Origin of the sequence: Lactobacillus sp. ESL0679 (assembly GCF_029433515.1) — a bacterium.
Taxonomy (GTDB): domain Bacteria; phylum Bacillota; class Bacilli; order Lactobacillales; family Lactobacillaceae; genus Lactobacillus.
Map to the genome: position 1 here is coordinate 49,374 of NZ_JAQTIG010000001.1, position 24,784 is coordinate 74,157.

Annotated in this window: 32 protein-coding genes and 1 other annotated feature; of the genes, 5 read left to right on the plus strand and 27 right to left on the minus strand. The window is 38.0% G+C overall.

Annotation, left to right across the window (positions count from 1 at the left end):
• The first annotated feature begins 71 nt into the window (after nt 1–71).
• Entirely contained in the window at nt 72–905 is an 834-nt protein-coding gene (locus tag PT287_RS00275) for a helix-turn-helix transcriptional regulator (protein WP_277131694.1), read from the plus strand.
• Here PT287_RS00275 and PT287_RS00280 read toward each other — a convergent pair.
• The 22 genes from PT287_RS00280 to rpmG form a co-directional block, all read right to left on the minus strand.
• Entirely contained in the window at nt 895–2,082 is a 1,188-nt protein-coding gene (locus tag PT287_RS00280; protein ID WP_277131696.1) for an MFS transporter, read from the minus strand. The genes PT287_RS00275 and PT287_RS00280 overlap by 11 nt on opposite strands.
• A gap of 55 nt (nt 2,083–2,137) precedes the next feature.
• Nucleotides 2,138–2,347, minus strand: coding sequence for a hypothetical protein (locus tag PT287_RS00285; protein ID WP_277131698.1), 210 nt, complete (start codon nt 2,345–2,347; stop codon nt 2,138–2,140).
• Nucleotides 2,348–2,402: 55 nt separating this feature from the next.
• A complete protein-coding gene (locus tag PT287_RS00290; RefSeq protein ID WP_277131700.1) occupies nt 2,403–3,107 on the minus strand; it encodes a hypothetical protein in 705 nt (234 codons plus the stop codon).
• 221 nt (nt 3,108–3,328) lie between these two features.
• Nucleotides 3,329–3,466: a hypothetical protein gene (locus tag PT287_RS00295; RefSeq protein ID WP_277131702.1), complete on the minus strand. Its 138-nt coding sequence runs from the start codon at nt 3,464–3,466 to the stop codon at nt 3,329–3,331.
• 317 nt (nt 3,467–3,783) lie between these two features.
• Nucleotides 3,784–4,809, minus strand: coding sequence for an SLAP domain-containing protein (locus tag PT287_RS00300; protein WP_277131704.1), 1,026 nt, complete (start codon nt 4,807–4,809; stop codon nt 3,784–3,786).
• Between the two features lie 82 nt (nt 4,810–4,891).
• A complete protein-coding gene (locus PT287_RS00305) occupies nt 4,892–5,443 on the minus strand; it encodes a L,D-transpeptidase (RefSeq protein WP_277131706.1) in 552 nt (183 codons plus the stop codon).
• Nucleotides 5,444–5,456: 13 nt separating this feature from the next.
• Nucleotides 5,457–6,434, minus strand: coding sequence for a serine hydrolase (locus tag PT287_RS00310; RefSeq protein WP_277131708.1), 978 nt, complete (start codon nt 6,432–6,434; stop codon nt 5,457–5,459).
• 222 nt (nt 6,435–6,656) lie between these two features.
• On the minus strand, nt 6,657–7,703 hold the full coding sequence (locus PT287_RS00315; RefSeq protein ID WP_277131709.1) for an NlpC/P60 family protein: 1,047 nt from the start codon (nt 7,701–7,703) through the stop codon (nt 6,657–6,659).
• An 82-nt stretch (nt 7,704–7,785) separates the two neighbouring features.
• The gene (locus PT287_RS00320) at nt 7,786–8,721 is read right to left on the minus strand and encodes a C39 family peptidase (protein WP_277131711.1); all 936 of its coding nucleotides are present in this window, start codon (nt 8,719–8,721) and stop codon (nt 7,786–7,788) included.
• Between the two features lie 278 nt (nt 8,722–8,999).
• Nucleotides 9,000–9,362, minus strand: a complete 363-nt coding sequence (gene rplL, locus PT287_RS00325; RefSeq protein WP_277131712.1) for a 50S ribosomal protein L7/L12 — start codon at nt 9,360–9,362, stop codon at nt 9,000–9,002.
• A 48-nt stretch (nt 9,363–9,410) separates the two neighbouring features.
• Entirely contained in the window at nt 9,411–9,920 is a 510-nt protein-coding gene (rplJ, locus tag PT287_RS00330) for a 50S ribosomal protein L10 (protein ID WP_277131714.1), read from the minus strand.
• A gap of 35 nt (nt 9,921–9,955) precedes the next feature.
• Nucleotides 9,956–10,081: a sequence feature (ribosomal protein L10 leader region), on the minus strand.
• Between the two features lie 32 nt (nt 10,082–10,113).
• The gene (gene phoU, locus PT287_RS00335) at nt 10,114–10,782 is read right to left on the minus strand and encodes a phosphate signaling complex protein PhoU (RefSeq protein ID WP_277131716.1); all 669 of its coding nucleotides are present in this window, start codon (nt 10,780–10,782) and stop codon (nt 10,114–10,116) included.
• Between the two features lie 15 nt (nt 10,783–10,797).
• Nucleotides 10,798–11,553, minus strand: a complete 756-nt coding sequence (gene pstB, locus PT287_RS00340; protein WP_277131718.1) for a phosphate ABC transporter ATP-binding protein PstB — start codon at nt 11,551–11,553, stop codon at nt 10,798–10,800.
• A gap of 12 nt (nt 11,554–11,565) precedes the next feature.
• Nucleotides 11,566–12,366, minus strand: coding sequence for a phosphate ABC transporter ATP-binding protein PstB (pstB, locus tag PT287_RS00345; RefSeq protein ID WP_277131720.1), 801 nt, complete (start codon nt 12,364–12,366; stop codon nt 11,566–11,568).
• A gap of 9 nt (nt 12,367–12,375) precedes the next feature.
• Entirely contained in the window at nt 12,376–13,269 is an 894-nt protein-coding gene (pstA, locus tag PT287_RS00350) for a phosphate ABC transporter permease PstA (RefSeq protein WP_277131722.1), read from the minus strand.
• Entirely contained in the window at nt 13,269–14,264 is a 996-nt protein-coding gene (pstC, locus tag PT287_RS00355; RefSeq protein ID WP_277131724.1) for a phosphate ABC transporter permease subunit PstC, read from the minus strand. Before pstC ends, pstA begins: the two co-directional genes overlap by 1 nt.
• Nucleotides 14,257–15,132: a phosphate ABC transporter substrate-binding protein gene (locus PT287_RS00360; RefSeq protein ID WP_277131725.1), complete on the minus strand. Its 876-nt coding sequence runs from the start codon at nt 15,130–15,132 to the stop codon at nt 14,257–14,259. The genes pstC and PT287_RS00360 overlap by 8 nt, the downstream gene beginning before the upstream one ends.
• A 145-nt stretch (nt 15,133–15,277) precedes the next feature.
• On the minus strand, nt 15,278–15,970 hold the full coding sequence (gene rplA / locus PT287_RS00365) for a 50S ribosomal protein L1 (protein WP_277131727.1): 693 nt from the start codon (nt 15,968–15,970) through the stop codon (nt 15,278–15,280).
• 73 nt (nt 15,971–16,043) lie between these two features.
• Entirely contained in the window at nt 16,044–16,469 is a 426-nt protein-coding gene (gene rplK, locus PT287_RS00370; protein ID WP_046307440.1) for a 50S ribosomal protein L11, read from the minus strand.
• A gap of 124 nt (nt 16,470–16,593) precedes the next feature.
• Complete coding sequence (gene nusG, locus PT287_RS00375; protein ID WP_277130644.1) at nt 16,594–17,142, minus strand: transcription termination/antitermination protein NusG; 549 nt, start codon at nt 17,140–17,142, stop codon at nt 16,594–16,596.
• Nucleotides 17,143–17,243: 101 nt separating this feature from the next.
• Nucleotides 17,244–17,414 carry a preprotein translocase subunit SecE gene (gene secE / locus PT287_RS00380; protein WP_277131731.1) on the minus strand — a complete coding sequence of 57 codons (171 nt, stop codon included), beginning with the start codon at nt 17,412–17,414 and terminating at the stop codon, nt 17,244–17,246.
• Between the two features lie 6 nt (nt 17,415–17,420).
• Nucleotides 17,421–17,570 carry a 50S ribosomal protein L33 gene (rpmG, locus tag PT287_RS00385; protein ID WP_277130642.1) on the minus strand — a complete coding sequence of 50 codons (150 nt, stop codon included), beginning with the start codon at nt 17,568–17,570 and terminating at the stop codon, nt 17,421–17,423.
• Nucleotides 17,571–17,865: 295 nt separating this feature from the next.
• Between rpmG and PT287_RS00390 the strand changes: the two genes are divergently transcribed.
• Entirely contained in the window at nt 17,866–19,602 is a 1,737-nt protein-coding gene (locus tag PT287_RS00390) for a 1-deoxy-D-xylulose-5-phosphate synthase (RefSeq protein ID WP_277131733.1), read from the plus strand.
• 102 nt (nt 19,603–19,704) lie between these two features.
• On the opposite strand, the gene PT287_RS00395 is transcribed toward PT287_RS00390, so the two are convergent.
• From PT287_RS00395 to cysS, 5 genes are all read right to left on the minus strand, one after another.
• Nucleotides 19,705–19,920: a hypothetical protein gene (locus PT287_RS00395; RefSeq protein WP_277131735.1), complete on the minus strand. Its 216-nt coding sequence runs from the start codon at nt 19,918–19,920 to the stop codon at nt 19,705–19,707.
• A gap of 78 nt (nt 19,921–19,998) precedes the next feature.
• The gene (locus PT287_RS00400) at nt 19,999–20,562 is read right to left on the minus strand and encodes a sigma factor (protein WP_277131737.1); all 564 of its coding nucleotides are present in this window, start codon (nt 20,560–20,562) and stop codon (nt 19,999–20,001) included.
• Between the two features lie 210 nt (nt 20,563–20,772).
• A complete protein-coding gene (gene rlmB, locus PT287_RS00405) occupies nt 20,773–21,528 on the minus strand; it encodes a 23S rRNA (guanosine(2251)-2'-O)-methyltransferase RlmB (RefSeq protein WP_277131739.1) in 756 nt (251 codons plus the stop codon).
• The gene (locus tag PT287_RS00410; RefSeq protein ID WP_277131741.1) at nt 21,515–21,958 is read right to left on the minus strand and encodes a ribonuclease III domain-containing protein; all 444 of its coding nucleotides are present in this window, start codon (nt 21,956–21,958) and stop codon (nt 21,515–21,517) included. The genes rlmB and PT287_RS00410 overlap by 14 nt, the downstream gene beginning before the upstream one ends.
• Nucleotides 21,951–23,375: a cysteine--tRNA ligase gene (gene cysS / locus PT287_RS00415; RefSeq protein WP_277131742.1), complete on the minus strand. Its 1,425-nt coding sequence runs from the start codon at nt 23,373–23,375 to the stop codon at nt 21,951–21,953. The genes PT287_RS00410 and cysS overlap by 8 nt, the downstream gene beginning before the upstream one ends.
• Before the next feature lie 195 nt (nt 23,376–23,570).
• Here cysS and PT287_RS00420 point away from each other — a divergent pair, with 195 nt between their 5' ends.
• From PT287_RS00420 to PT287_RS00430, 3 genes are read left to right on the plus strand one after another with little or no spacing between them, the layout of a single operon-like run.
• Nucleotides 23,571–23,873 carry a hypothetical protein gene (locus PT287_RS00420; RefSeq protein ID WP_277131744.1) on the plus strand — a complete coding sequence of 101 codons (303 nt, stop codon included), beginning with the start codon at nt 23,571–23,573 and terminating at the stop codon, nt 23,871–23,873.
• Nucleotides 23,874–23,882: 9 nt separating this feature from the next.
• A complete protein-coding gene (locus PT287_RS00425; protein ID WP_277131745.1) occupies nt 23,883–24,185 on the plus strand; it encodes a hypothetical protein in 303 nt (100 codons plus the stop codon).
• A 9-nt stretch (nt 24,186–24,194) separates the two neighbouring features.
• Entirely contained in the window at nt 24,195–24,491 is a 297-nt protein-coding gene (locus tag PT287_RS00430) for a hypothetical protein (protein WP_277131746.1), read from the plus strand.
• Nucleotides 24,492–24,784: the final 293 nt, after the last annotated feature.

A 24,784-nucleotide genomic window follows, 5' to 3' on the forward strand; every position in this document is an offset into this window, starting at 1 on the left:
ATTTTATATTAATTACTTTTTTAAATAATAAAAACTAATTCAAGCTTTAATTTTATGTTAATATATAGCATATGAAAAACACAGGTGAAACTATTAAAAAAATTAGAAATTCTCGCTTAATTAGGCAAAGCGACATAGCAAACAATGGCATTAGCAGGTCTGCTATTTCCAAAATAGAAAATTCTAAACAAAAATTAGCTTATGAAGATGCTATACTCTTTTGTAATTCTTTTGGCATGTCATTAAGTGAATTTGAATATATAGCAAATAATTACTCACTATCGCTAAAATCCAGCATTATATATAATTTTCTAAATATTTCTTCTAATTTTCAAAAAGATAAAATTAACATCTTAATTAAACAATGTGAGCCCATAAAAAATGAACCAGATATAAAATTAATATATAATATCTTACTTGCATTTAGAGTTCTAAATACCCCAAATGGTCTTGAAAAAGCTAAAAAAATAATTTTACCAATATGGAATAATTATTTATCTAAAATAGAAACTTGGTCAATTTTGGATTTATATGTTTTAGATACAATATTTTTTGTCTTCAATGATGAGATGATGAATTACATTACCAAAATTGCAATTCAAGAAATTAAAGAAAAATATCCTTTTCTAAAAAGACTGGAATCTAGTTTTCTCATTAACAAGTCTTATTTGCAAATGAGAAAAAGAAAATTTATAGCTGCGAAAGAGAGTCTCAATAATGTAATCAAATTATGTAAAGAAACGTCACAGCATGACAAATTACTGTTTGCAAAAGGCAGATATGCAATTTGCGTGGGAGATAAAATTAGTGCGCTACACTATAAACATTTATTAAAAGAAATCGGAGAAGACGAACTTAGTTATAGCCTGAATTGTGAGATTGAAAACTTTAAAGCTAACTTTTAAAATCACTTTTTAAATAAACAGTATAAGTTAAAATTAGTAATGCTCCTCCAACAATAGCTAATATAAACCAAGCGGAACCTATACCCATATGATCTGAAATAAAGCCATTAATTGTCAAAATTATAACAGAAATTACAGCATCTAAGGCATTGCCAACAGAAATAATTGTTGCACGTCTTGATTCAGACATAATACTTTGTTGCAACAATGTTTGCTGGGCCATTTGACCTATTTGGCAAAATAAAGTATGCATTAAAAATAGAATAACAGACAAAAGCCAGATATGGCTTAATAAAACCGTAGCTAGAATTGAAAAACAAGATAAAATTGAACTAATAACAATCAAACTCAATTGATTATCTTTTTTATTATTATATATTCGATATAGTAATGCTGATAATATGCCAATACAATTTATTGCTATTAAAATTGATCCAATTTTAACCTGCTTACCATGTTGAAAGTAAAGTTGCCATTGATCAATAGGTCCATAAGTAATAAAACCAATTGGCAAAAATAAAATCATTAACTTAAAAGTTGATAGCTCCTGCGTTACTGTCACTTTAATATCATTAATAAAATCAATTTTTTCTATTTTGTGAGTTACTACATTTACACTATCATATTTCATTAAAAGAAATAGCAATAGGCTAGTAGCAGTTAAAAAAACAGCACCAACTAATAAAGGCAACTTTAAATCTATGTTCGCTAAATAACTAGCACCAATAAAACCGGCTAAAATATTTAATGGCGTATAAATAAAATTGTATGTAGAGTAAATTTTACCTAAATTACTTTTTTGCTTATATTTTTTTGCTTTATTAGCAATCCACGAATCCATAGTACCTGACATTAATGAATCTCCTAATGCCGTTAAAATACCACTTCCAAATAATGTTAATAAACTTTGGGAACTACAAGCTAAAATTATTAATCCAGCTGCTCTGATAGCTCCGCTAATTTGGACAGTTCTTAAATAGCCAAAATGATCTGCAATATAGCCAAAAGGTATTTCAGAGAAAAAAGTTACCAACCAAAAAATAGATAGAAATAGATTGATTTCACCGTATGAATAGCCAACATAATGCATAAAAATGTAAATTGTACCATTCCATACCGCAACTCCAAGATTATATAAAGAATTTACTATATAGTAGATTGTTTCATATTTTTTCATTTTTTCTGCAATTCTTTCAAAAGTAATTCGAGATCATTGATTGCACTTTCTTTTCTTAAATATTTTGAAAAAAGGCCTTATTATCAACTACTTCAGCTAATCTCGCAATTAAATAATAAAAATCAGATATATTAAATGTGTCATTCAAAATAAGTTGTTGTAACAGTTCCATATTGAACTTATTACGTTTGTTTGCTGCCCATGGAATTAATTTTATTTTTTCTATATCCATGTCTTCAGAATAAGCAAACGACTTCTTATTCATACAAAAATCCATAGGACTTAGACACGGTATTTTCCCCTTTTGTATTTTATTAAAGCTACTTACTATTGTTTTTTTCATTATTAAAATATTGAGCATTATATCTTTCTATTGCTTCTCCAATATCACTACATATAGCCTGTTTATCAGTTTGTCCTTTGCCACCATGAAAGCGATATTCCAAACTATTTTCAACAGGATCTATGTTTATGCATGATTCATAGACTGGCAAATTTAAAAAATCTACTTTTTGTTTTGATTCAAAACTTATAACCGGTTTTAACACTCCAACCAATTCTTTTAATTTGTTCAATGAACTATTCAATTCTAAAGATCTTGTACCATTTTCATTTTTTATAGAGGGCCTAGAAGTTAAAGCTATATTACTAGTATTATGTATCTGATTCGGATAACAAATAGGACAATCGGAAAATGAAATCAAATTACTCTTTACAAACAAAAAATTTGTTTTATTTATAATATAAATGTATTTAGAGGCTTTTTTAGTTTCCAGCTTGTCCAATACATTTTTGATATTAAATTTTTTATAAATACTTAGAGGTTTTGCATCCCATAAATCTCTATAACTATATATTCTGAATTTCGAGAAAAATAGTCTTTTTAACATACAATATAAGCAAGCATTTTCTTTTTCAGGTAAATAAACTAAATATCCTAATGTATTAATTAAATAAGAATCATTGGTGCGTCCAAGTTTTTTTGCTATTTTCAATAATTCATTCGGGGATTTATTATCAATCACTCTAATACTTTCAAGAAGAATTCTATTTAATAAATTATTAAGCAAGATATGTACTTTAAAGTATTCAAAAATCTCTTTTGCAGTTGTTCATAGCAAGGTTTCGTTTTCCATACCAATTGTCTTTTTCCTTTTTGAACAACAACTATTTCTTTATTAATCATTATATAAATCTCCCAATTAAAAAGAGAGATCTGGTTACCCTATCTCCCTTTTTAATCAAATCATATTGAATCATATTGCAATACCTTATTGAACTCTAGGTGGTGCATATGTATGCTTATAGCCTGTCTAACTACAGGAACTTTCGCTTCTGTTTTAATAACCTTAAACGAAACTTTTTTCATTTCAGTCTTCTTCATAATTAATCACTCCCTTTCCAATTTAGAAAAATATTTATATTTTTTTAAACCATGTCCACCACTCTAATGGCATAAGCATTTTATGTTTCCCTTCAAACAAATTTATATCTTTCAATACATTGAGTTTATTATAGACTTATATTTTTAGAATAAATTAAGCTAAAAAAGAACATCATTAATCATTTATGCTTATTACTTTTATATACAAATAATAAGTAAAAAAGGACTAGTTTCCGATTAAATATCGGAAACTAGTCCTAGTCTTAGGTCAAACTTAATAGTATTAATTTACTAGACTAAATCTGTCGTAATTTTAATTAATATGTTACCCCAACAGATGAATAAACATAATCGGCTTCAGTTGCTGCACCAACACCAATTGTCTTGTCATTTGCGTTAAGCAAAATATCCCGGTGACCCCAGTTAGAATCGGCATCATTATAAATGTATTCATAGATTGCAACATCGGCAATTTCTGCTGACGTACCACCATTTGGTGATGGTTCTAGCTCATTATTATTATGATTTACAATCCAGCCCCACGGGTCCATTGCGATACATTCGGCAATACTATGATAGCTAATACCTGCATTATCAAAGCAATTTTCCAAAATAAAGTTACCAGCTGCGTCTACATGGTCAAAATTACTTGGCAATAATGCAGACCGTTGCTGTACAACTTCGTCATAATGGGGATCTTCTGTTACTGGTGATAGGTTTCGCTTCGCACGTTCGGCATTCAGATCCTTTAAAAATTCTGCCCGGAATTCACTAATTGAAAAATCATCAATTGTATGTTTCTTGGGCTTTTTTGCTGGCTTGACTGGTTCAGGTTTTGTTGTATCAGTTGGTTTAGTTTCACTTGGCTTGGCTGGTTCAGGTTTTGTTGCACCAGCTGGCTTAGTTTCACCTGGCTTTGGAAGTTCTGGCTTCGTTATATTAGTTGGAGTAGAATTTTCAATTGATGAGGTACTTGAACCTGAATTAGTCGAATTATTATTAACTGGTGCTGCTGGCTTTGCTTTCAACAACTTAACCTTACTAATTAAGACATATCTGCCGTGACCAATTGCATAATACTTCTTCCCCCGGATCTTTTTCGTGCCATAAATTGTAACTTTCTTGCCCTTTTTCAGAACTTTTTTACCAACACGATGACCCTTTTTATTGTAGACGCGCGCATTTTTCTTGAGCTTAGCCTTCTTAGTTAATGCTGGAACGTTCAATGTGGTTTTTGCGGTTGCCGTATCGGCATTCACAGCAGCATTGCTCAGAGCCAAGCTTCCCCAAGTACACCCAAGAGCAACTGTTGCAATCATAATTTTGCGATAATTAATTTTCATTTTTCTCCATCCTTTTTAAATACACAATATAACAAATATCATAGTTATAATTTGTAATTTAGGCAATCCCTTGCAGTAATATTTACTTAATAATCACGCGCATCCCCGTTGGCGCATGGTGATAAAACCACCGCGCGTCACTAGTGCTTAAATGAATGCAGCCATGCGACGTTGGCTTTTTACCTAGACTTTTGGCAACCGACTTAATCGTCTTGCGGTGCAAAGTGCGCGGGTTCTCATGAAATAAGTACAACCCGCCTTGCAGCCAGCCAACCGCATATCTGGCGCCCATTCTTTCACTAGCTGAATAAAACCACGGCGCACGATAAGTATTTATCTTGTAATGGCCCCGCGGCGTTTGGTGATGCGCACCAGTAGAAACATAAAACTCATAGCGCGTCTTTTTACCTCGCTTCAAGTATGCCCGCTGTTTCTTAAGAGACACAATAATGCGGTCCTTTTTGGCGCTTAAATGCTTGGGATATGGCTTAACTTCAGATGATTTTGTGTAGCTAATCGACTCGCGCATATCTGCTTGTGGCACCTCATCACTAGCAGTGACTGGTACTGGTCGACTCAATGCAAGACCGCCAATTACCAAGCTGACGCCTAGCAACCAAACTTTTTTAATCATGAATTTTTCTTTCCTAATTATTTACATTCCGATAAGCAAAACGCATTAACTTAACTGTATCGGAAAATTCATTTTCATCATTTAGCACGACTGTAATCAAGCCGTCACCTTTACAACAACTGCCAACAAAGCAGTAGCCAGAACGTGGCGTCCAGCCAGTCTTCATTCCGTCAAGCTTAAAAGATTTATGATAGTACTTGTGCCCCGGCAACATCCGGTTCTCGTTGACCAGCCATTGACCCGCAACCTTCATCGACCCAGTAGCAAAATACTTCATCAAACTGGGATAATCATGAGCGACGTGGTAAGCCACAATTGCTAAACTTTTAGCTGATAACAAATTGCCCGAAGTCTTGCCACCCTTGACGTAATAACCGTAGCGAGCTAGGTCATCATTTTCAAGCCCTGATGATGAGACAAAGCGAGCCTTAATCTGCCACAACTTGGCCTGCTTGTTCATCATCGTGATAAATTTGCGGTTTGACCCAGCAACCCACTGCCCCAAGCGAATTGCTGAATTATCGTCAGAGTCAATAATCGCCGATTCAAGCAGCTGCTTGACCGTATATTTGCGTCCTTTCTTGACATGAAAGCCATTAAAACCAGGGTCAGCGCCCATTTTAATTAATGACTTGGAAAAGCTCAGCCGCTGATTCCAATCTTGAGGGTAGCTAGCCAACTTACGTCTGGCTAAATAAATCGTCATTAGTTTTCCTGTTGATGCGATTAACTGTTGTTTATTGGCATTTTTTTGCAATAAAATCGCACCGGTTTTGCGATTAAGCACAATATATGCCTTTGCTTTAGTCTTCGGTTTTTTAGCAGTTATTTGCTCATCACTTTGACCAACTGTTGCAGCCTGATGATGACTATATAGTTGTGGATTATTTTCATCAGTTAACCCTGTACTAGTAGCCTTAACAAGAATAACTATGGAAATTAATAGACAAAATATTACAGCTATTCCAAAAGAGCAGCGCCTAGTTTTCAAGATTAAATTCCTCCTCCACGACTATCTCACGACTATCTATTAATATTTATTTTAAAAAACAAATTCATGTAATTCATTATAGTATAAAATACTAACTATGTATCGTATTTTTAAGAAAGGATTTCAATATGTCAATTAAAAACAAGTACTTCTTGACCGCTCTGTTAATTAGCGCTATTTAAAAGCAAAAAGCACTTCAATTTGAAGTACTTTTGTTGATTATTAATTTCTGTCGTGAACTGTCTTAGAATGAGTCACTGGGAAAATTCGTTTAGCATAATAATATTGTTGGAAGTTAGCATTACTTACTGTAACACCCCAATTAGGCCATGAATGCAAGACCTTGTTATTACCTAAGTAAATACCAACGTGATAAACATCTGGCTTTGGTCGACCATAGAAAATAATGTCGCCACGCTTCAAATGGTTAAGACTTACTGTTTGCAAAGTACTGCTTTGAACAAATGAACGGCAGCCCCATTCATGAGTTGCATGCCACTTTGGGTTGGCCGGTGTTGGGTCAATTCCAGTTGCATACATACATTGCATAATTAAACCAGAACAGTCAACTGAAGTTCCTGGCTTCTTAGAAGTGAAGTCAATCCAAGCAGTGCCGGCATTTTTATATTGATACCCGCGCTTGATAAACGCCTTAACATAGTCACTTCTAGTTGATGCATAGGTCAAACTCTTATCAAATGGACTAGTATAGTAGCCCTTTAAATGCAAACTCTTCATGTGCAATTGCCGATATTTCTTAGGAATTTGGTAACGACGCACTGTTGAAATGCCGATCTTGTCACTCTTAGCTGAAGTTGCATTATCAGTTTCAGGAGCATACAAACGCCAAGTTGTATGTGAGTGGTGATACCAAACTGCAGGATAAGTTACAGTAACTTTACCATCGGCAGTAGTAGTAAATTTCTTTTCATCAACATACTTCTTGCCGTTCCACTTTTGTAAATATACTGGCCGAACTTCCTTACTGTTTAAAGAAATTTGGTCTTCAATCTTATCTCCAGCAGTCCACTTATATTTAGTACTTACCCCACTAATAGCAGTCACTGTTTTGCTAGGTTGCGAAGCACTACTATTGTTATCGGCTGGAGTAGTTGCAGGTTGAGTATTATTAGTACTGTCTTGACCCGAATTACTTGTTACGCCAGTTGAGCTAACACTATCAGCTTCAACGACTGTTCCTGTTGTTAAACCGCCTAATAACATTACTGCTGCAACACCAGCAAATAACCGTTGGCTATATTTCATCATTTTCCCTCCAAAATAAAAATTTAAACTAACTAAAAAAATAATAGCATTAATTTTAAAATAAGAAAACACTAATTTGAATATTTTAGTAACTTAATGCTCTTAAGCCATCTCCACGCCAGTGATTAAGAAAGCTACTCTCACTCATTGCGGCCTTTTTACCTGTCCAAGGATCATTGTAAAAAATTTGCCCATTATGATAGCCAGTCAGTGCCAATGCATGATTAGAAAAGCCGTCGACATCCTTAACCCAAGCAACCACCAAATGCGAATGTAGCAATTTATTTTTAACTGCCGCTAAACTATCACCAGTCATGATCTTGGCTTTACCCAAGTAATGCTTAACGACACCCTTAATGCCCTTCGGTGTTACCCAATAGCCACCTGGATATTCCTTATAAGGAGAACCAATGAAGCCTTTATCTGGATTACTACTGCGCGGGGTTTTCTTGGCAACCGTAAATTTAGAAACCTTGACACCAGCAAAGTTCAACATCATCGTTACCGCGGTCATCTCGCAACCTGTTGGCAGTTCTGGTCTTTGGCTGATTACCTTAGCATTATTTTTAATACCGGTAATCTTACCCTTTTTAATCCAATAGTATGCTTTTTTGGTTGAAGCAGATTTTTCACTTCGTTTACCATTTGCATTGTAATAGCTATACGTTGTCTTATGCGGCGTCTTGCGAACGCCCGTTAGCATCACACCGTTTTTATTAAATAAATAATGGCTTTGACCAATCTTAACAACGCCTTTAGCCTTTTTACCGGATTGATAGTAATACGTACTCTTGCCCTTAACTACCCAGCCCTGCTTTTGTGGCTTAGGCTTAGCAGGAGTATTCGTCACACTGTTTTCACTAGTAGTGCTATCTTGCTCAGTATCATCAGTTTTACTTGTTTGTTCAACAGTGTTTTGAATGTTAGCTGAGTCAATAGTTGCGGCCTTAACTGATGTTGTCGATTTCCAGCCCATTAATGACAAAGCAGTAATCATTGCAAAAATGAGTTTTTTATACATAATTTCCTTTCTGTAATCCTTTAAATAAAATTCAATACTAGTATAATTTACACTTTTATAAATTTAGGTTCAATATAGTTTTCAAAAATTGTCGTGTTCACAATTAAAATTTTAATTGCAAATAAAGATCCTCCGTGCATTAGCACGAAGGATTTAATAGCTAATTATTTAGTACTGGGAACACATTTGGGCCACAATTTGGCAAAAATAAAAACCGCACAAGCTCTAAATGCTGAGCTTATGCGGTTTCTTATGAGCTTTGTCCAGTTGGACTGTAACTATTTAAGGGTTACAGTGGCTCCAACTTCTTCAAGCTTAGACTTAATGTCGTTAGCTTCGTCTTCAGAAACGCCTTCCTTAACGTTCTTAGGAGCGCCATCAACCATGTCCTTTGAGTCCTTAAGGCCAAGACCAGTAATGTCACGAACAGCCTTAATAACCTTAACCTTTTCTTGACCTGCTTCAGTCAATTCAACATCGTAAGTTGACTTAGCAGCAGCTTCGGCACCAGCACCTGCAGCAGCAACTGGAGCAGCAGCAGTAACATCAAATTCATCTTCAATAGCCTTTACAAGGTCATTTAATTCAAGAATTGAAGCACCTTTTAAGTCTTCAATAATCTTTTCAGTATCTAAAGCCATATTTAAGTATCCTCCGAAAAATTAGTATTAGATATAATTACAATCTTTTTATTCTGCAGCTTCGTCTTTTGAATCAGCAACAGCTTTAACAACACATGCGAAGTCGCGAACTGGAGCTTGCAATACAGATACAAGCATTGACAGTAAGCCTTCACGACCAGGAATAGCAGCAAGTTCCTTGATTTCTTCTTTAGAAGTCAATTTACCTTCAAGCATACCACCCTTAATGTTCAAAACATCAAAGTCATCTTCATACTTAGAAACGATCCGTGCAGGTTCTGTAATGTCATCGGCATTATCAGTGTAAACAACAGCAGTAGGACCAACAAAAGTATCATCTAAGCCTTCGATACCAGCCTTAGCAGCAGCACGTCTCAAAAAAGTATTCTTGATAACCTTCATCTTAACATCGTTTTCACGAAGTTCCTTACGCATAGCAGTAACTTCTTCAACAGTTAAACCAAGGTAATCAATTACCAAGATGGCTTTTGCAGCTTTAAGTTCTTCAGCAAAAGCATCAACAAGCTTTTCCTTTGCAGCAATAGCAGCTTTACTCAATCGAATTCACCTCCATAAAATTCATTAATAAATCCTAAAAGGCCTAAAAAACTCCATGCCACAAAGACATGGAGTTTTAAAAAATCTTCATTATCTTCTGGCCTCGGCGGGAAATTAAGGCGTAATGCCACCCGAGTCTTAGGTAGAATTTACTTTATCAAGTATAGCAGGCCAAATTAATTTAAGCAAGTATTTATTCTGCTTTTGGGTCGGCTAGTTCAAATAATTCCCCAGAAACCTTGTAGATAACCCAACTAGCCAGGTTGACGATGTGGTCACCAATTCGTTTAAGTAATCTAATAATAACAAAATAACTGGCAGAGGCAACTGCCGCATTAGAATCTTTTTCAACGCCATCAATGATAACTTTTCGTGCCTTTTGGTAGTTGGCTGTTACCACCTCTTGGCGATCAACCATTGAGCGTGCCGTCTTTTCGTCCTCTTGAACATAAGCTGTCAAGACTTCGATTAGCATTTTGCGAACCTCATGAGTCATCTGTGAAATGATTTTTTCAACCTCAGGAATTCGCGGATTGCCCTTTACTCTGACTGTTTCAACAGCCAAACTAATCGCGTTTTCGCCAATTCGTTCTAGGTCAGTGGCCGCCTTTAGAATACTGATGACAACTCGAAAGTCCGTGGCTACTGGCTGCTGAAGGGCCATTAGATCCAGCGCCTTCTTTTCAATTCTAATGGCCTCTTTAGGAACCACGTCGGCCTCTTTAATCATTTTTTGAGCTGTCTTTTTATCGTGGGCGACAAATGAACGCGTCCCCTGATCAATCTGATCGTTAACTAAGACGCCCATTTCCATAAATTGTGTATTCAGCTTTTTTAATTCATCTAAAAATATTTCGTGCATGGTTTTCCCTCGCTTTTAGCCAAACCGGCCGTTTAGATAATTACTTGTGATTTCTTTTTTAGGTGCTAAAAACATTTCTTCAGTTGTCCCCGACTCAATTAAATTACCATTCATCAAAAATGCAACTTGATCTGAAACCCGGCTCGCCTGCTGCAAGTTATGCGTTACCATGATGAAAGTATACTTCGTCTTGAGCGTCATCAAGGTTTCTTCAATTTCAGAACTAGAAATCGGGTCTAGAGCAGAAGTTGGTTCATCAAGCAACACTACCGCTGGTCTAACTGCAAGTGCTCGCGCAATACAGATGCGCTGCTGCTGGCCGCCAGAAAAGGCCAATGCATTACGATCCAAACTATCCTTGGTTTCTTGCCAAATTGCCGCCTGCTTCAAGCTTTCTTCAACGCGCTGCTGAATTAGCTCTTTATCCTTAATACCCGCAACTTTCAAGCCATAAGCTACATTATCAAAAACAGAAAACGGAAACGGCATCGGCTGCTGAAATACCATGCCCACACTTTTGCGTAATTCAACCAAATCAAGGTGTGGCCGATAAATATCTTCCCCAGCCAGTAAAATATCTCCTGTAATCTTAATGTCCGCAATATCATCATTCATCCGGTTAAGACACCGTAGCAAAGTTGACTTGCCACAGCCTGAAGGTCCAATTAAAGCCGTCAGTTTTTGCTCTGGAAAAGCTAGGTTAATGCCATGCAGCGCCTCAAAATCGCCATATCTTAATTTGACATTTTTGACTTCCATAATGTTCTTCATCGTCATGCTCCTTTAGCCAAAACTGCCTTGAATATACTTTTCGGTAATTTCGCCCTGCGGATTAGTGAAAATATTAGTAGTTGTATCATATTCAAGAGCACGCCCTAAATGAAAAAATGCGGTATAGTCACTAATTCGCGAAGCCTGCTGCATGTTGTGCGTCACCATAATCATCGTATATTTACTGCGCAGCTGCTTGAGCGTATCTTCTAACTTTGCCGTGGATACTGGGTCAAGCGCACTCGCTGGCTCATCTAGAAGCAAGATTTCTGGCTTTAACGCAATTGCCCGCGCAATACATAAGCGTTGCTGCTGACCACCTGATAATGCTAAGGCACTGTTATCCAGCTTGTCCTTGACCTCATCCCACAAGGCAGCAGCCTTTAGGCTTTCCTCAACAAGTTGATTGAGCTTGGCCTTGTCCTGCTCACCATTGGCCTTTAACGCGTAAGTGATATTTTCCTTAATCGACTTGGGAAAAGGATTGGGCTTTTGAAACACCATGCCGATTGCCTTACGCAGTTCGTAAACGTTAATTCTTTTCTGATTAATGTCAAGCTCATGAAACATGATGTTACCATCAACTCTGGCAACACGGTCATTCAGCCTGTTTAAAGAACGTAAAAACGTGGACTTTCCGGAGCCCGAAGCACCAATCAAGGCCGTGATGGTGTTCTTTTTAAAGCCCAAGCTGACATCAAACAATTTCTGCACCGTACCACCATAAAAGACACTTAAATTGTGAGTATAAAGTTCACATTCATCATTATTAAAAGTTTTAATATATTTCGTTTGGTTTTGCCAATTTTCCATATAAATTCCTTATTTTACTTTAGCAGCAGTTAAATTCCTATAGAGCCAGTTGCCCAGCAAGCGCGCACCAAAATTAAAGATAATCACAACAATTACCAATAATGCCGATGTCGCTGCTGAAACAAGATTCACATCAGGAATAATCCCCTCGGTGTTCACCTTCCAAATATGAACTGCCAAGGTTTCTGCTGGTCGCATCACGTTCAAAAAGCTGGTTGAACTGAACATGTTCCAGTTAGAATAATCGACGATTGAGCCGCTTTGCCCAGCAGTATAGATTAATGCAGCTGCTTCACCGAACACACGCCCAGCACTTAAGATAATTCCCGTAATAATTCCAGGCAATGCCGATGGCAAGACAACTCCGCGAATTGTTTTCCAATTTGATAATCCTAACGCCCAGCCGGCTTCGCGCTGTGCTTGCGGTACCCCGTTAATCGCCTGCTCAATATTGCTAGTTAAGATTGGCAAATTGAAAAAGGTTAGCGCTAACGCACCGGCAATAATCGAAAATCCTAGTCCAAACTGAACTACAAACAAGAGATAGCCGAACAAGCCGACAACAATTGATGGCAGCGAGCTTAAAATTTCAATCGTTGTTCTAATCAGTCGCGTTACCCACGTGTCCTGGGCATATTCAGCTAAATAAATGGCGGCCCCTAATGCAATTGGAAGTGAAATCAGCAGCGTTAAAACTAATAAGTAAAGTGAATTAAATAATTGGTCACGAATTCCGCCGCCAGCTTCAAATGATGATGAAGCTGATGTTAAAAAATGCCACGACAAGTGCGGCACACCAGCAATTAAAATATTGCCTAAAATGCCAATTAATACCAGAATGATAATTGCAACTAACAGGTAAATTACCCTTGTAGCCAGTCGGTCGGTTCTTTTTGAATTCATCAGCTACCTCTTTTTCCAATAAGGCGAACCAGAAAGTTAAACGCCAATGACATGATTAATAATAGCAGTGCTAATGACCACAGAGCATTGTTAGGCAATGTGCCCATGACAGTGTTACCCATTTGACTTGTCAATTGACTAGTCAATGTTGCCGAGGGACTAACTAGGTTGTACGGCATTAGGACGGCATTCCCGATAACCATTTGGACGGCCAAGGCTTCACCGAAGGCTCGGGCCATACCAAAAATTATCGCGGTTAAAATCCGTGGCCGTGCGGCTCGCAATACAACATGATAAATTGTCTGCCAACGTGTTGCCCCTAGAGCCGCAGATGATTTTCGCAAATCTTGCGGGACAGCCTTAAAGGCATCAACCGTTAGCGAAGTAATCGTTGGTAAAACCATGACAAACAAAATTAACGTTGCGGCTAAAATGCCAAATCCCGTGCCACCAAAAATGGTCCGAATAACCGTGACAATCACTGTGAGGCCCAAGAAGCCATAAACAACCGATGGAATGCCAACGAGTAGTTCCATAACCGATTGTAAAAATTGTGCTTGTTTGCCAGATTTATACTCGGTCATGAACAAGGCGATGGCAATGGCAAATGGCGTTGCTACCAAGGCAGCTAATAACGTCACTGCAAAAGAAGTAACAATCATTGCTGCAGCACCCACATGATCTTTGCCAGCACTTGGGTTCCAATTACTCGTCAACAAAAAGTGAAAAATGTTCACTTTATCGTCAACAAAAGTTGCAAGACCACGCACCCCAACAAAACCGATAATTGCCACAATTAAAATTCCAATAACTGCAATTGCTAGCGAGGTTAGCCCTTTGCCCCAGTGTTCTTGCCGCGTTTCCTTAGACGGACTGGTTAAGCGGGCAATATCAACACTTTCGGGATCAATCTTTTTAAACTTGACATGTGGTACTTTCTGCTCGGCAATTGCTTGGTCAACGACTTCTTGCAAGTCTTGTTCGTGTTTATTCATGTGCACTACCTATTTTTGTAATTCGATTATGACTATCGCGAGTAACCTTCATTTCATTAATGCTTAGGTAACCAATTTTAGGTACCAGATCACACTGCACTTTTTTACTCAGAATGTAATCAATAAAAGCCGCAGTTTCCTTATCTGGCTTACCCTTGGTATACAGATGCTCATAGGACCAAAGTCGCCACTTGTTAGTTGGAATATTTTGATTTGTTGGCCTTGTATGATCAATACTTATTTTTTGAATATTGGGATCATTTGCATAAGGAAAAGAAATATACGAAATTGTACCCGGTGTTGAACTGACAATCTTTTTAACCGTACCATTAGAATCCTGCTCTTGTGAATTGACGGCATCCTTACCCTTTAAGATTAAGTCTTCAAAAGTTGTCCGAGTACCACTGCCGCGAGAGCGATTAATAACAATAATCTGCAAATTCTTACCACCAACTTGGCGCCAGTTCGTAATTTTACCGGTAAAAATTTCCATTAGCTGTTTTGAAGACAAATTATCAATCCCAATCCCCTTATTGACAATCGGAACAATCCCGACAACTGCTACTTGAAAGTCATGAAGCTTGGCTGCTTTTATACCTTTTTGCGTATCAGCAAACACATCAGAGGTGCCAATCTGCACCGCTCCAGCTTGCACCTGACTTAGACCAGTACCAGAGCCACCACCTTGAACAATGATGTTGCTATCAGGATTAGTTAAGTGATAGTCATTGCCCGCTTGTTCAACAAGCGGCTGTAAGGCACTTGACCCCACAATTGTTATTTTGTTGCGGTCTTTACTGCAACCAACCAAAAAAATTGGCAACAACAAAATTAGAGCCATCAATTTACCCAAGTGTAATTTATGCATACGTTTCCTCAATATATAAATTAGATTTTGCTATAGTTTAACAAATAAAGCATAGCAGACCAAATGATAACTACCTTTAAGGTATACGAAAAAAAAGCAACTTACATTTCTGTAAATTGCTTTTAATTGATTAATCTATATTAAATTAGTCCAAGTTTAATGGATCAAGCTTGATCCCTGGGCCAAAGGTTGCTGCAACAGCAACGCTCTTAATGTATTGACCCTTGGCAGCTGCTGGACGTGCACGTAAGATAACGTCACGTAAAGCATCAAAGTTTTCTACTAATTGTTCATCAGTAAATGAAACCTTACCAATAGCTGTGTGAATAGCAGCTTGACGGTCAACACGGTATTCAACTTGACCAGCTTTAACGTTCTTAACGGCCTTTTCAATGTCCATTGTAACAGTACCAGTCTTAGGGTTAGGCATTAAACCTTTAGGTCCTAAAATACGACCTAAACGTCCAACCTTGGCCATCATCATTGGTGTAGCAACAACAACGTCAAAGTCCAAGTAACCGTTTTGAACTTTTTCTACTAAGTCGTCTGAACCAACTTCGTCAGCACCGGCAGCCTTAGCTTGTTCAGCTTGTGGACCTTCAGCAAAAACAACAACCTTTTGAGTCTTACCAGTACCGTTAGGCAATACAAGTGAACCACGAATTTGTTGGTCAGCTTGCTTAGGGTCAACACTCAAGTTGTATGAAACTTCAACTGAAGCATCAAAACCTGCGTATGAAGTTTCTTTAACTAACTTCATTGCTTCAGCAACTGAATATAATTTCTTTGAATCTACTTTTTTAGCAGCTTCTACATATTTTTTACCATGCTTTGGCATGTGATTTCCTCCTTAATATGTGGTCAAACAAGCCCGAGCAGCTCTCCCACCTAAATTGTTATAAATAACAGGATTAGTCTTCGACTTCGATACCCATGCTTCTAGCAGTACCTTCGATCATCCGCATAGCAGCTTCGACATCAGCAGCGTTAAGGTCCTTCATCTTTGTTTCAGCGATTTCCTTAACTTGGTCCTTGGTTACCTTACCAACCTTCTTGGTATTAGGTTCACCAGAAGCCTTGTCGATCTTAGCAGCTTGCTTCAATAATACTGGAGCTGGTGGAGTCTTAGTAATGAATTCGAATGAACGATCTTCATATACAGTGATGACTACAGGAATAATCATGCCTTTTTGATCAGCTGTTCTAGCATTGAAGTCCTTAGTAAAACCAACAATGTTGATACCTGCTTGACCTAAAGCTGGACCAACTGGAGGTGCGGGTGTTGCAGCACCAGCTGGGATTTGTAATTTGACAACGTTAATAACTTTCTTTGCCACGGTCAAAACCTCCTTGATTCCGTGTGTGGTTAAAATGGAGAAGTTACCTACTTCTCCTCCCACAATAATAAAAGTACGTTAGTATCTTATCATCGTTTGGCGATAATTGCAATACTAACTTACTTTAATCAATCTTTTTAACTTGGTCGTAGTCTAGTTCAGTTGTAGTTGCACGACCAAACATATCTACAGAAACAAATAACTTGTACTTGTCTGGTTGAATTTCAGTGATTTTACCTTCAACACCGTTAAAGGCACCATCGATAATTGTAACTGTTTCGCCAACTTCAAAGTCAATTTGTGGCCGCTTAGCTGGTTCACCTTGTTGACGCAACAGGCGGTTAACTTCTTCATCAAGTAATGGTGACGGCTTAGAACCACCACCGTGGGAACCAACAAAACCCGTAACGTTTGGTGTGTTTCGAACAACAAACCAACTTTCGTCAGTCATAACCATTTCAACTAAAACGTATCCTGGAAAAATCTTTTCTTCGACTTCCTTTTTCTTATCGTGGACGGTTTCAATCTTTTCTTGTTCAGGAACCATTACCCGAAAAATATAGTCTTGCATCCCCATACTTTGCGCACGTGATAACAGGTCAGACTTAACTTTATCTTCATAACCTGAATAAGTATGCAATACGTACCATTGCTTCTTTGTTGTTTCAACCATTTAACTCAATTTCTCCTTTTGATTTTTGGCAAACAAAAAAACCTCGACCGAGGTTCTTTCAACTAATGTCCATTATAACACGGATCTAAAATTATTTCTATTTACATCACTATCTGTGTCAAACTACTAAATGCTAAGTCAAATAGACCCAAATATGCCGCAAACAGGATTGAAGTTACGATAACAATTGCTGTATCGTGACGGTTTTGTTTAGCAGTTGGCCAAGTAACTAACTTCATTTCTTGGACAACACTCTTAAAAAACTTAATCATTAACTCCTACCTCGTTTCCTTATGCACAGTCATTTTACCGCAATGCTTACAAAACTTTTTCAGTTCAAGCCGTTGAGTGCGATTTTTACTTGCCGTGATTGAGTAGTTACGCGAGCCGCAGACGCTGCAGGCCAAAGATGCTTTTTTCACTGCCATAATCTCACTTCCAAACTCCTTTATTTTAGCAAAAAAATACCATATGAGCAATTAATATTGGCCAACAAATTTATTCACTGCGTAACCTTTTTAAAAAATATCCGGCGCAAATAGCTTGGTTGAGCAAAGGCGTTGCAGTTAGAATTAGCCTGATTTACGCAATTTTTCAATTATCAATCTTATAAGCATCATGATAAACGTTACTCAGTTCACAATTTAATATTGTAAAAATATTGGTAAAAGCGGTTTCGGTAGCTGTATAATCTAATTGATACCAACATAAGGAGTATACATTATGAATAAACATCCACATTATTTATTAAACCAAATTTCTGGCCCTAATGACCTTAAAAAGTTAACGCTGCCGCAACTGGAAACGTTAGCCGAAGAAATTAGGACACTAATTATTGAAAAAGACACAGCTGTTGGCGGGCACTTTGGCCCAGACCTAGGCATTGTTGAAATGACCATTGCCTACCACTACGTCTTTGATGCACCCAAAGATAAACTAATCTGGGACGTTTCCCACCAGACTTACCCTCATAAAATGTTAACGGGTCGCGCGCAAGCCTGGCTTGATCCCGACCATTACGAAGACGTTTCGCCATATACAGACCCCAATGAAAGTCCCTACGATTATTACTCTGTTGGCCATACCTCGACTTCAATTGCCTTAGCAACAGGAATGGCAAAGGCTCGCGACTTTCTTGGTAATCACGAAAACATTATGGCACTAATTGGTGATGGGGCAATGACAGGTGGCCTAGCCTATGAAGGCTTAAACAATGCGGCAATTGAGCCTCACAATCTCGCCGTTGTTGTTAACGACAATCAATGGTCGATTGATAAAAATGTAGGTGGCCTTGTCACTGCTCTAAAAAAGTTGCGTGACACAAATGGTAAGTCACCAGAGAATCCTTTTACAGCAATGGGATTTGACTACCATTATGTTGCAGACGGCAACGATCTTGCGGCAATGATTGCAGCTTTTCAACAAATTAAAGATGTAGATCATCCGATTTTATTACATATTAATACGCTCAAAGGCAAGGGCTATGCTCCTGCTCTTAAAGATGAAGAGACTTATCACTGGGCTTCTGCTGATTTACTGTCAGGTAAAGATAAGGCTACTACTGCTCCAACCGCTAATTCAGTTGCCATTGCTACTGTTGAAGATGAAATCAAGGCTGGCAAACAGGCAATGATTATCAATGCCGCGATTCCGCGCAGCTTTGGTCTTGACGAATTTAAGAATAACTATCCTGACCACTACATAGATGTCGGAATTGCCGAGCAAGAGTCCGTTGCCTTTGCTGCTGGCTTTGCTAAGGAAGGTGCTATTCCAGTTTTATTTGAAAACTCGAGCTTCTTGCAGCGTGCATTCGACCAACTGTCACATGATGTAGCCGCCAACGATTTACCTGTTGTAATGGTCATCGGTAATAATGGCATCACTACCCAATCAAAAACGCACCTCGGGCTCTTTGACCAAGTGCTAGTCGCTAACTTACCTAACTGGATTTATCTTGCACCAACTTCTCTTGCCGAAGAACGGGTCATGCTCAAGTGGGCAATCAACCAGGGACAACATCCCGTTGCCATCAAGCTGCCAACCAAGCCAGTCCCAGAAGATGACGCTAATATTTTAACCGATTATAGTACCATCCATTACCAAGTAACTCCTGGCAAAAACGTTGCTGTGATCGCACTTGGTGACTTTTACCAATTAGGTCAGCAAGTTGCCGCTAAAATTGGCGCCACGCTAGTTAATCCACTTGCAGCCAATATTTTAGATAAGGCTGCGCTAGATAAACTAGCACAAGAAAATCAAGTCATTGTCACAATAGAAGATGACTTAATTGACGCTGGCCTAGGGCAAAAGATTGCTTCATACTTGGGTAACAAAGATGTTAAAGTTTTAAATTATGGACAAAAGCGCGTCTACACCGATCAGTTGCCGCTTGAAACCAATTATCATGATAACCACCTTACTGTTGACCAAATTATTAGTGATTTAAATTCCTTATTATAGTTAATTGCCAAACAAAAAGCAGCTGCTCAAATGAGCAGCTGCTTTTCTAGTGGTCAAACTTAATGCGTAACCACCGGGCGTAGAACATTGTAATAGTCGGATTTACTTCTTAAGATTTTCGTTTACAAAGGATTCGATTTTATCATCAGTGTCTTTTAGGAACGGAAGCATATCTGCCTCTGTCTTCATGGTATCTCTACCATTCTTTTCCATAAAATAGTCCCAAAGGGCATCTCTAACTGGAACATCAGAATCACTCCAGTCAAAAACTTCCTTCATGTGACGATCCAACAATGCAGTCTTTTCAATCTCTGCCATCTTAGTTACCTCCTAAAAATTAATTCTACAAGGTCTATTATACCGCATTTTTACATAACTATATAATATTATTATTTTTTACAAAAGTGTCTTACGCATTTTTTGCATTAGCCGTGAGCGCGCACGCACTAGAGCGACTTGCTCTATCTGCAATTTCTGTAAGACTTCCTCTTGATGCCAAACACCCAGAACAATTAATAAAGTCTTAATTTCTAAATCAGATAGCTGGGCAAATAGTTCGGTGAATTTTTCACTAAGTGGAATTTCCGCCAGCTGTGTTGTTTTCTGGTGCAATTGTTCGATTCCCTTTTCCATTGCTGCCTCAAGTGAAGTTGCCTGCGCAAGTGCACGCCGCCTATATGCCATGTCATGACGAAGCAGTGACCTAGCATGATTATGGAGTCTAGTCTTAAAGTAACTGCCAAACTTACCTTTGCCCTGCTCATAACTCATCGCCGCTTGGTAGCATACAATAAGCGCATCCTGATCCCAATCCTGACTATCATAACAACGCACAAAATATTTTTGTTTAATACTATTAATTAATGGCCGATAAAAGTAACATAATTCTACTAATGCATCGTCGTTACCAGCTTGAATCTGCTTAATTAATTTTTGCTCATATGCTTCTGTTAATTGCATTCTCTTTCTCCTTATATTAATTAAAAAACTAATTAAGTTGAGAATACTGATTTTTTTAATTTCAAAATATCAAACACGTGTTCTAATAACGCAATCAAATTTATTTGCTCAAAACAACAAAAACAAAAACTAGCTTTTGTTGAAAGCGCGTTAATTCAAAAAAATTATCGTCCTAAACAAAAAAACAGCTGCAATTGCAAGCTGTCTATATTATTTAAGTGGATTGCGACTACTTAGCATCTGATAAAGTAAAATACCAGTTGCCACACTAGCATTAAGTGACTGAACATGGCCCACCATTGGCAGAGTGAGCATCTGATCCATTTGCTTCTTTAAAAGTCGAGCAATACCCTTACCTTCATTACCAATAACCAGCACTGTTTTACCCTTAGCATTCCATTCACGGTAATCAGTGCCCTGCATATCAGTACCAAACAGCCAGTAGCCGCGCTTTTTCAACAATTGGCTGGTTTGGACAAGATTATTAACGCGGGCAACTGGCACATAATCAATCGCTCCCGTCGATGTCTTGGCAACAACAGAGGTTAAGCCAGTCGCGTGACGTTTAGGAATAATAATCGCATCAACGCCCGTTGCATCAGCTGACCGTAAAATTGAGCCCAGGTTATGCGGATCTTCAATTGAATCAAGCATTAACAAAAACGGTTCTTTGCCTTGCTCGTCAAATTGATCAAGTAGTTGCTCCAGGTCAGCATATTCAAAGCTGGCAACAGTTAAGACCAAGCCTTGGTGATTGCCACCCTGCACTAACCGGTCCAGCTTAGTCTTAGGGACAGTTTGAATAACAATCCCCTTCTTTTTCGCCAAGCCATAGACCTCATTGGCAAAGCTATCCTGAACACCTTGCTGTAAAAATACCTTGTTAATTCGATCAGCATCTTGTGTTTTTAAAAAATCAACCCCTGCATGCCGACCGAAAACAAAATCTTTATCAATTGAAGTCATAGTTATCAATCCCGCCTTCCTCAACAGTCTGAATGCACCACGCTGTCAATTCACGGACGCGGTCTTTTTTCTCCAATAAATCCAAATAACCCCATACAGCTTCAAAGCCCGTTGACAGCTGGTAAGTTGCGAGGCTCGTGTTTTTGGCCTTAGTATGAGTCTTCGCATTTCGTCCCCGCCGAAAAGTTGCCAGCTCATCTTCAGTAAGGAGCTGCTCATCCTGCAACTTGGTAATCAGTGCTGCTTGCGCCTTAGCCGAGACATAATGCGTTGCTTCGCGCTGCAATACCTGCGGCTTCACAATGCCGCCTTTCAATAAATGGCGTCTAATAAATAACTCGTATACAGCATCCCCCAAATACGCCAGCGTCTGGCCACTAAGCGTATCTGGATTAATTTTTTCTTCCGTTAACTTTTTAATTTTAGTCACGTGTCCACCTTGTTCCCTGTGGGGTATCCTGAATTGTAATCCCCAGCTCCTTTAATTGATCGCGCAATTGGTCGCTCTTAGCCCAATCCTTGTTTTTGCGTGCTTCATCGCGTTCATTAACCAATGCCGTAATTTTTTCATCATCACTTGTTTGCGACTTTTGAATTAATTTAGCCGTATCAATGCCAAAAATGCTGAGCCACTGCACCAGTAATTCCTTAGCTTGTGCCAAAGCCTCTTTATCAGCCTGGGCGCTATTAGCATTAGCGTTAACTAGCGGCAACAAATCGTAAATCGCTGCTAAAGCATTTTGCACATTAATATCGTCATCCATTGCAGTGACAAACTTTGTTTGCGTTTCTTGGATAGTTTGCCGTAATTGAGTTGCCATGCTCTCAGAAGTGGCATCCTCTAAGCGATAGTCAATATTGATTAGCGTATTTTTAAAACGCTGCAAAATATTTTTTGCTTGCTCCAGATTCTCCTGTGAGTAATTAATTTGCTTGCGATATTGCACACTTGCCATGAAGAAGCGTAACACCTGTGGGTCAACCGTTTTAAGCAAATCGTGCACCGTCACAAAGTTATGCAGTGACTTCGACATTTTTTCTTCATCGTGGCCCACAGTTACAAAGCCATTGTGCAGCCAATAATTGACAAACTTTTGACCTGTTGCGGCTTCACTCTGCGCAATTTCATTTTCATGGTGTGGAAATTCCAAGTCTTGGCCGCCACCATGAATGTCAATCGTCTTGCCCAGATATTTAGTCGACATTACTGAACATTCAATGTGCCAACCTGGGCGCCCCAATCCCCACGGCGATTGCCATGCAATCTCATCAGGCTGCTTCTGCTTCTTCCACAAGGCAAAATCAATTGGGTCTTCCTTACGCTGCTGCTCTTCATCATTGACATGCTCAGAGGCACCTTCTTCAAGTTCGGCAATGTTCTGGCTGCTTAACTCACCATAATGCTTAAACTTTTTAGCCCGGTAATAAACATCACCTTCAGCTTCATAAGCATAACCATTTTTAATTAATTGTTCAATAAATTCGATAATTTCAGGAATTTCGTGAGTTGCTCGGGGATGCTTAGTTGCTGGCTCCACATTTAGCGCAGTCGTATCTTCAAGATAACATTTAATGTAGCGATCAGCGAGTTCTGGCACAGTAATGCCTTCAGCTCGCGCCTCATTAATCATCTTGTCGTCAACATCTGTAAAGTTAGAGACGTAATTCACCTTATATCCGCGATATTCAAAGTATCGCCGAATTGTATCAAATGCGATGACACTGCGTGCATTCCCAATATGAATGTAATTATAAACTGTCGGGCCACAGACATACATTGAGATTTGTCCTGCAACTAGTGGCTTAAATTCTTCTTTTCTCTTTGTCAAAGTGTTATAAATTTTCACGGCTAAGCCTCTCTTCTGTTAATAGCTATTCCCATTTTAGCAGAATCCAGCCAACTTGCTAACCTCCAGGCAAGAATTGCCATCAATTTTGCTTTAATAGTTATTAAAAAATTATTTTGACTATCATTTTAAATTTTCCGGACTATAATATTAGTATCTAGTATTAATAATGTATAGTATATGAAGGTGATAGATATGAAAATTGCAATTACTAGATTTTTTCATCAACATTATTTTGTTTCATGCATGATTCTATATGCCATAGTTGATTTTATTTTCGACACCATTGGTTTGGCTTTAGGACACTCGCCCAAGATGTTTTTAGCTGACGCGATATCTGCAATAGTGATGATTGTTGGCGGCTTTTGGATAGAAAAGCGTATTGATCCTAATAAAAACGAGTGGAGTGAATTATTCACGATGGCTGGTTGCGCCCTACTTTATCTTGTAGTTTGCGGTGCTGTACGGCTTATTAGTATGTATCTTTTGCACGTCTGAGGTTAAATTATGAAAATTACAATTAAAAACTTTTATTATCGCCATCGAATCGTTTCAGGTATGACATTATATGCCATAATGAATATTATTTTTGACATTATCGGACTATCCTTAGGACATTCACCCAAGATGATTTCAACTGATATGATAACTGCAATTGCGTTGATTATCGGCGGCTTTTGGATGGAAAAACGCATTGATCCTAATAAGAACGAATGGAGCGAACTGTTCACAATGGCTGGTTGCGCTATACTATATTTTGTAGTTTGCGTTGCTGTGCGGCTTATCAGTATGTATCTTTTGCACGTTTGAGGTTAGATTATGAAAATTACAATTAAGAATTTTTACCATAAATATCAAACTATTTTGGTTGTTTTAATAATTGGTCTATATAACCTATATGTATGTTGGCAATACCTATTTTCAGGATCAAGTACGGCAGTCACTAGTAGCATTATTCTGATGATTTTGACAATGTTAATTGCATCTTGCATTCATCTTTTTGCCTTTGACATCAACAATGCCACTTGGAAACAATTACTTTCTGCTGCGGGAATTTTTTTCTTATTGCTAATTGTCGAATTTGGTGGTCAAGCTTTTCTTAGACTGAATTTTTAAATAAAAAGTAGCTATTAATTAAGAAAGACAATCATGAAAATTACAATCAAAAATTTTTATCATAAATATAAGGTTGATTTATCAGCCCTATTCTTCGGATTATATAGTGTATCAGATTGTTGGCAATACTTATTTTCAGGATCAAGCAGGGCAATTATTTGCAGTATAATCTTAATAATATTAACAACATTATCTACTTACTGGCTAATCAGTTACTATGATCAATTTGACACGAGTAAGGCAACTTGGAAACAATTATTTTCCGCAGCAGGTATTCTTTTCTTGTGCATATT

Excerpts from the sequence above, each read along its gene's own strand:
- PT287_RS00275 (WP_277131694.1), top strand. The coding sequence starts at position 72 with ATGAAAAACACAGGTGAAACTATTAAAAAAATTAGAAATTCTCGCTTA.
- PT287_RS00280 (WP_277131696.1), bottom strand. The coding sequence starts at position 2,082 with ATGAAAAAATATGAAACAATCTACTATATAGTAAATTCTTTATATAAT.
- PT287_RS00285 (WP_277131698.1), bottom strand. The coding sequence starts at position 2,347 with ATGAATAAGAAGTCGTTTGCTTATTCTGAAGACATGGATATAGAAAAA.
- PT287_RS00295 (WP_277131702.1), bottom strand. The coding sequence starts at position 3,466 with ATGAAGAAGACTGAAATGAAAAAAGTTTCGTTTAAGGTTATTAAAACA.
- PT287_RS00300 (WP_277131704.1), bottom strand. The coding sequence starts at position 4,809 with ATGAAAATTAATTATCGCAAAATTATGATTGCAACAGTTGCTCTTGGG.
- PT287_RS00305 (WP_277131706.1), bottom strand. The coding sequence starts at position 5,443 with ATGATTAAAAAAGTTTGGTTGCTAGGCGTCAGCTTGGTAATTGGCGGT.
- PT287_RS00315 (WP_277131709.1), bottom strand. The coding sequence starts at position 7,703 with ATGATGAAATATAGCCAACGGTTATTTGCTGGTGTTGCAGCAGTAATG.
- PT287_RS00320 (WP_277131711.1), bottom strand. The coding sequence starts at position 8,721 with ATGTATAAAAAACTCATTTTTGCAATGATTACTGCTTTGTCATTAATG.
- rplL (WP_277131712.1), bottom strand. The coding sequence starts at position 9,362 with ATGGCTTTAGATACTGAAAAGATTATTGAAGACTTAAAAGGTGCTTCA.
- phoU (WP_277131716.1), bottom strand. The coding sequence starts at position 10,782 with ATGCACGAAATATTTTTAGATGAATTAAAAAAGCTGAATACACAATTT.
- pstB (WP_277131718.1), bottom strand. The coding sequence starts at position 11,553 with ATGAAGAACATTATGGAAGTCAAAAATGTCAAATTAAGATATGGCGAT.
- pstB (WP_277131720.1), bottom strand. The coding sequence starts at position 12,366 with ATGGAAAATTGGCAAAACCAAACGAAATATATTAAAACTTTTAATAAT.
- pstA (WP_277131722.1), bottom strand. The coding sequence starts at position 13,269 with ATGAATTCAAAAAGAACCGACCGACTGGCTACAAGGGTAATTTACCTG.
- pstC (WP_277131724.1), bottom strand. The coding sequence starts at position 14,264 with ATGAATAAACACGAACAAGACTTGCAAGAAGTCGTTGACCAAGCAATT.
- PT287_RS00360 (WP_277131725.1), bottom strand. The coding sequence starts at position 15,132 with ATGCATAAATTACACTTGGGTAAATTGATGGCTCTAATTTTGTTGTTG.
- rplA (WP_277131727.1), bottom strand. The coding sequence starts at position 15,970 with ATGCCAAAGCATGGTAAAAAATATGTAGAAGCTGCTAAAAAAGTAGAT.
- nusG (WP_277130644.1), bottom strand. The coding sequence starts at position 17,142 with ATGGTTGAAACAACAAAGAAGCAATGGTACGTATTGCATACTTATTCA.
- secE (WP_277131731.1), bottom strand. The coding sequence starts at position 17,414 with ATGATTAAGTTTTTTAAGAGTGTTGTCCAAGAAATGAAGTTAGTTACT.
- rpmG (WP_277130642.1), bottom strand. The coding sequence starts at position 17,570 with ATGGCAGTGAAAAAAGCATCTTTGGCCTGCAGCGTCTGCGGCTCGCGT.
- PT287_RS00390 (WP_277131733.1), top strand. The coding sequence starts at position 17,866 with ATGAATAAACATCCACATTATTTATTAAACCAAATTTCTGGCCCTAAT.
- PT287_RS00395 (WP_277131735.1), bottom strand. The coding sequence starts at position 19,920 with ATGGCAGAGATTGAAAAGACTGCATTGTTGGATCGTCACATGAAGGAA.
- PT287_RS00400 (WP_277131737.1), bottom strand. The coding sequence starts at position 20,562 with ATGCAATTAACAGAAGCATATGAGCAAAAATTAATTAAGCAGATTCAA.
- rlmB (WP_277131739.1), bottom strand. The coding sequence starts at position 21,528 with ATGACTTCAATTGATAAAGATTTTGTTTTCGGTCGGCATGCAGGGGTT.
- PT287_RS00420 (WP_277131744.1), top strand. The coding sequence starts at position 23,571 with ATGAAAATTGCAATTACTAGATTTTTTCATCAACATTATTTTGTTTCA.
- PT287_RS00425 (WP_277131745.1), top strand. The coding sequence starts at position 23,883 with ATGAAAATTACAATTAAAAACTTTTATTATCGCCATCGAATCGTTTCA.
- PT287_RS00430 (WP_277131746.1), top strand. The coding sequence starts at position 24,195 with ATGAAAATTACAATTAAGAATTTTTACCATAAATATCAAACTATTTTG.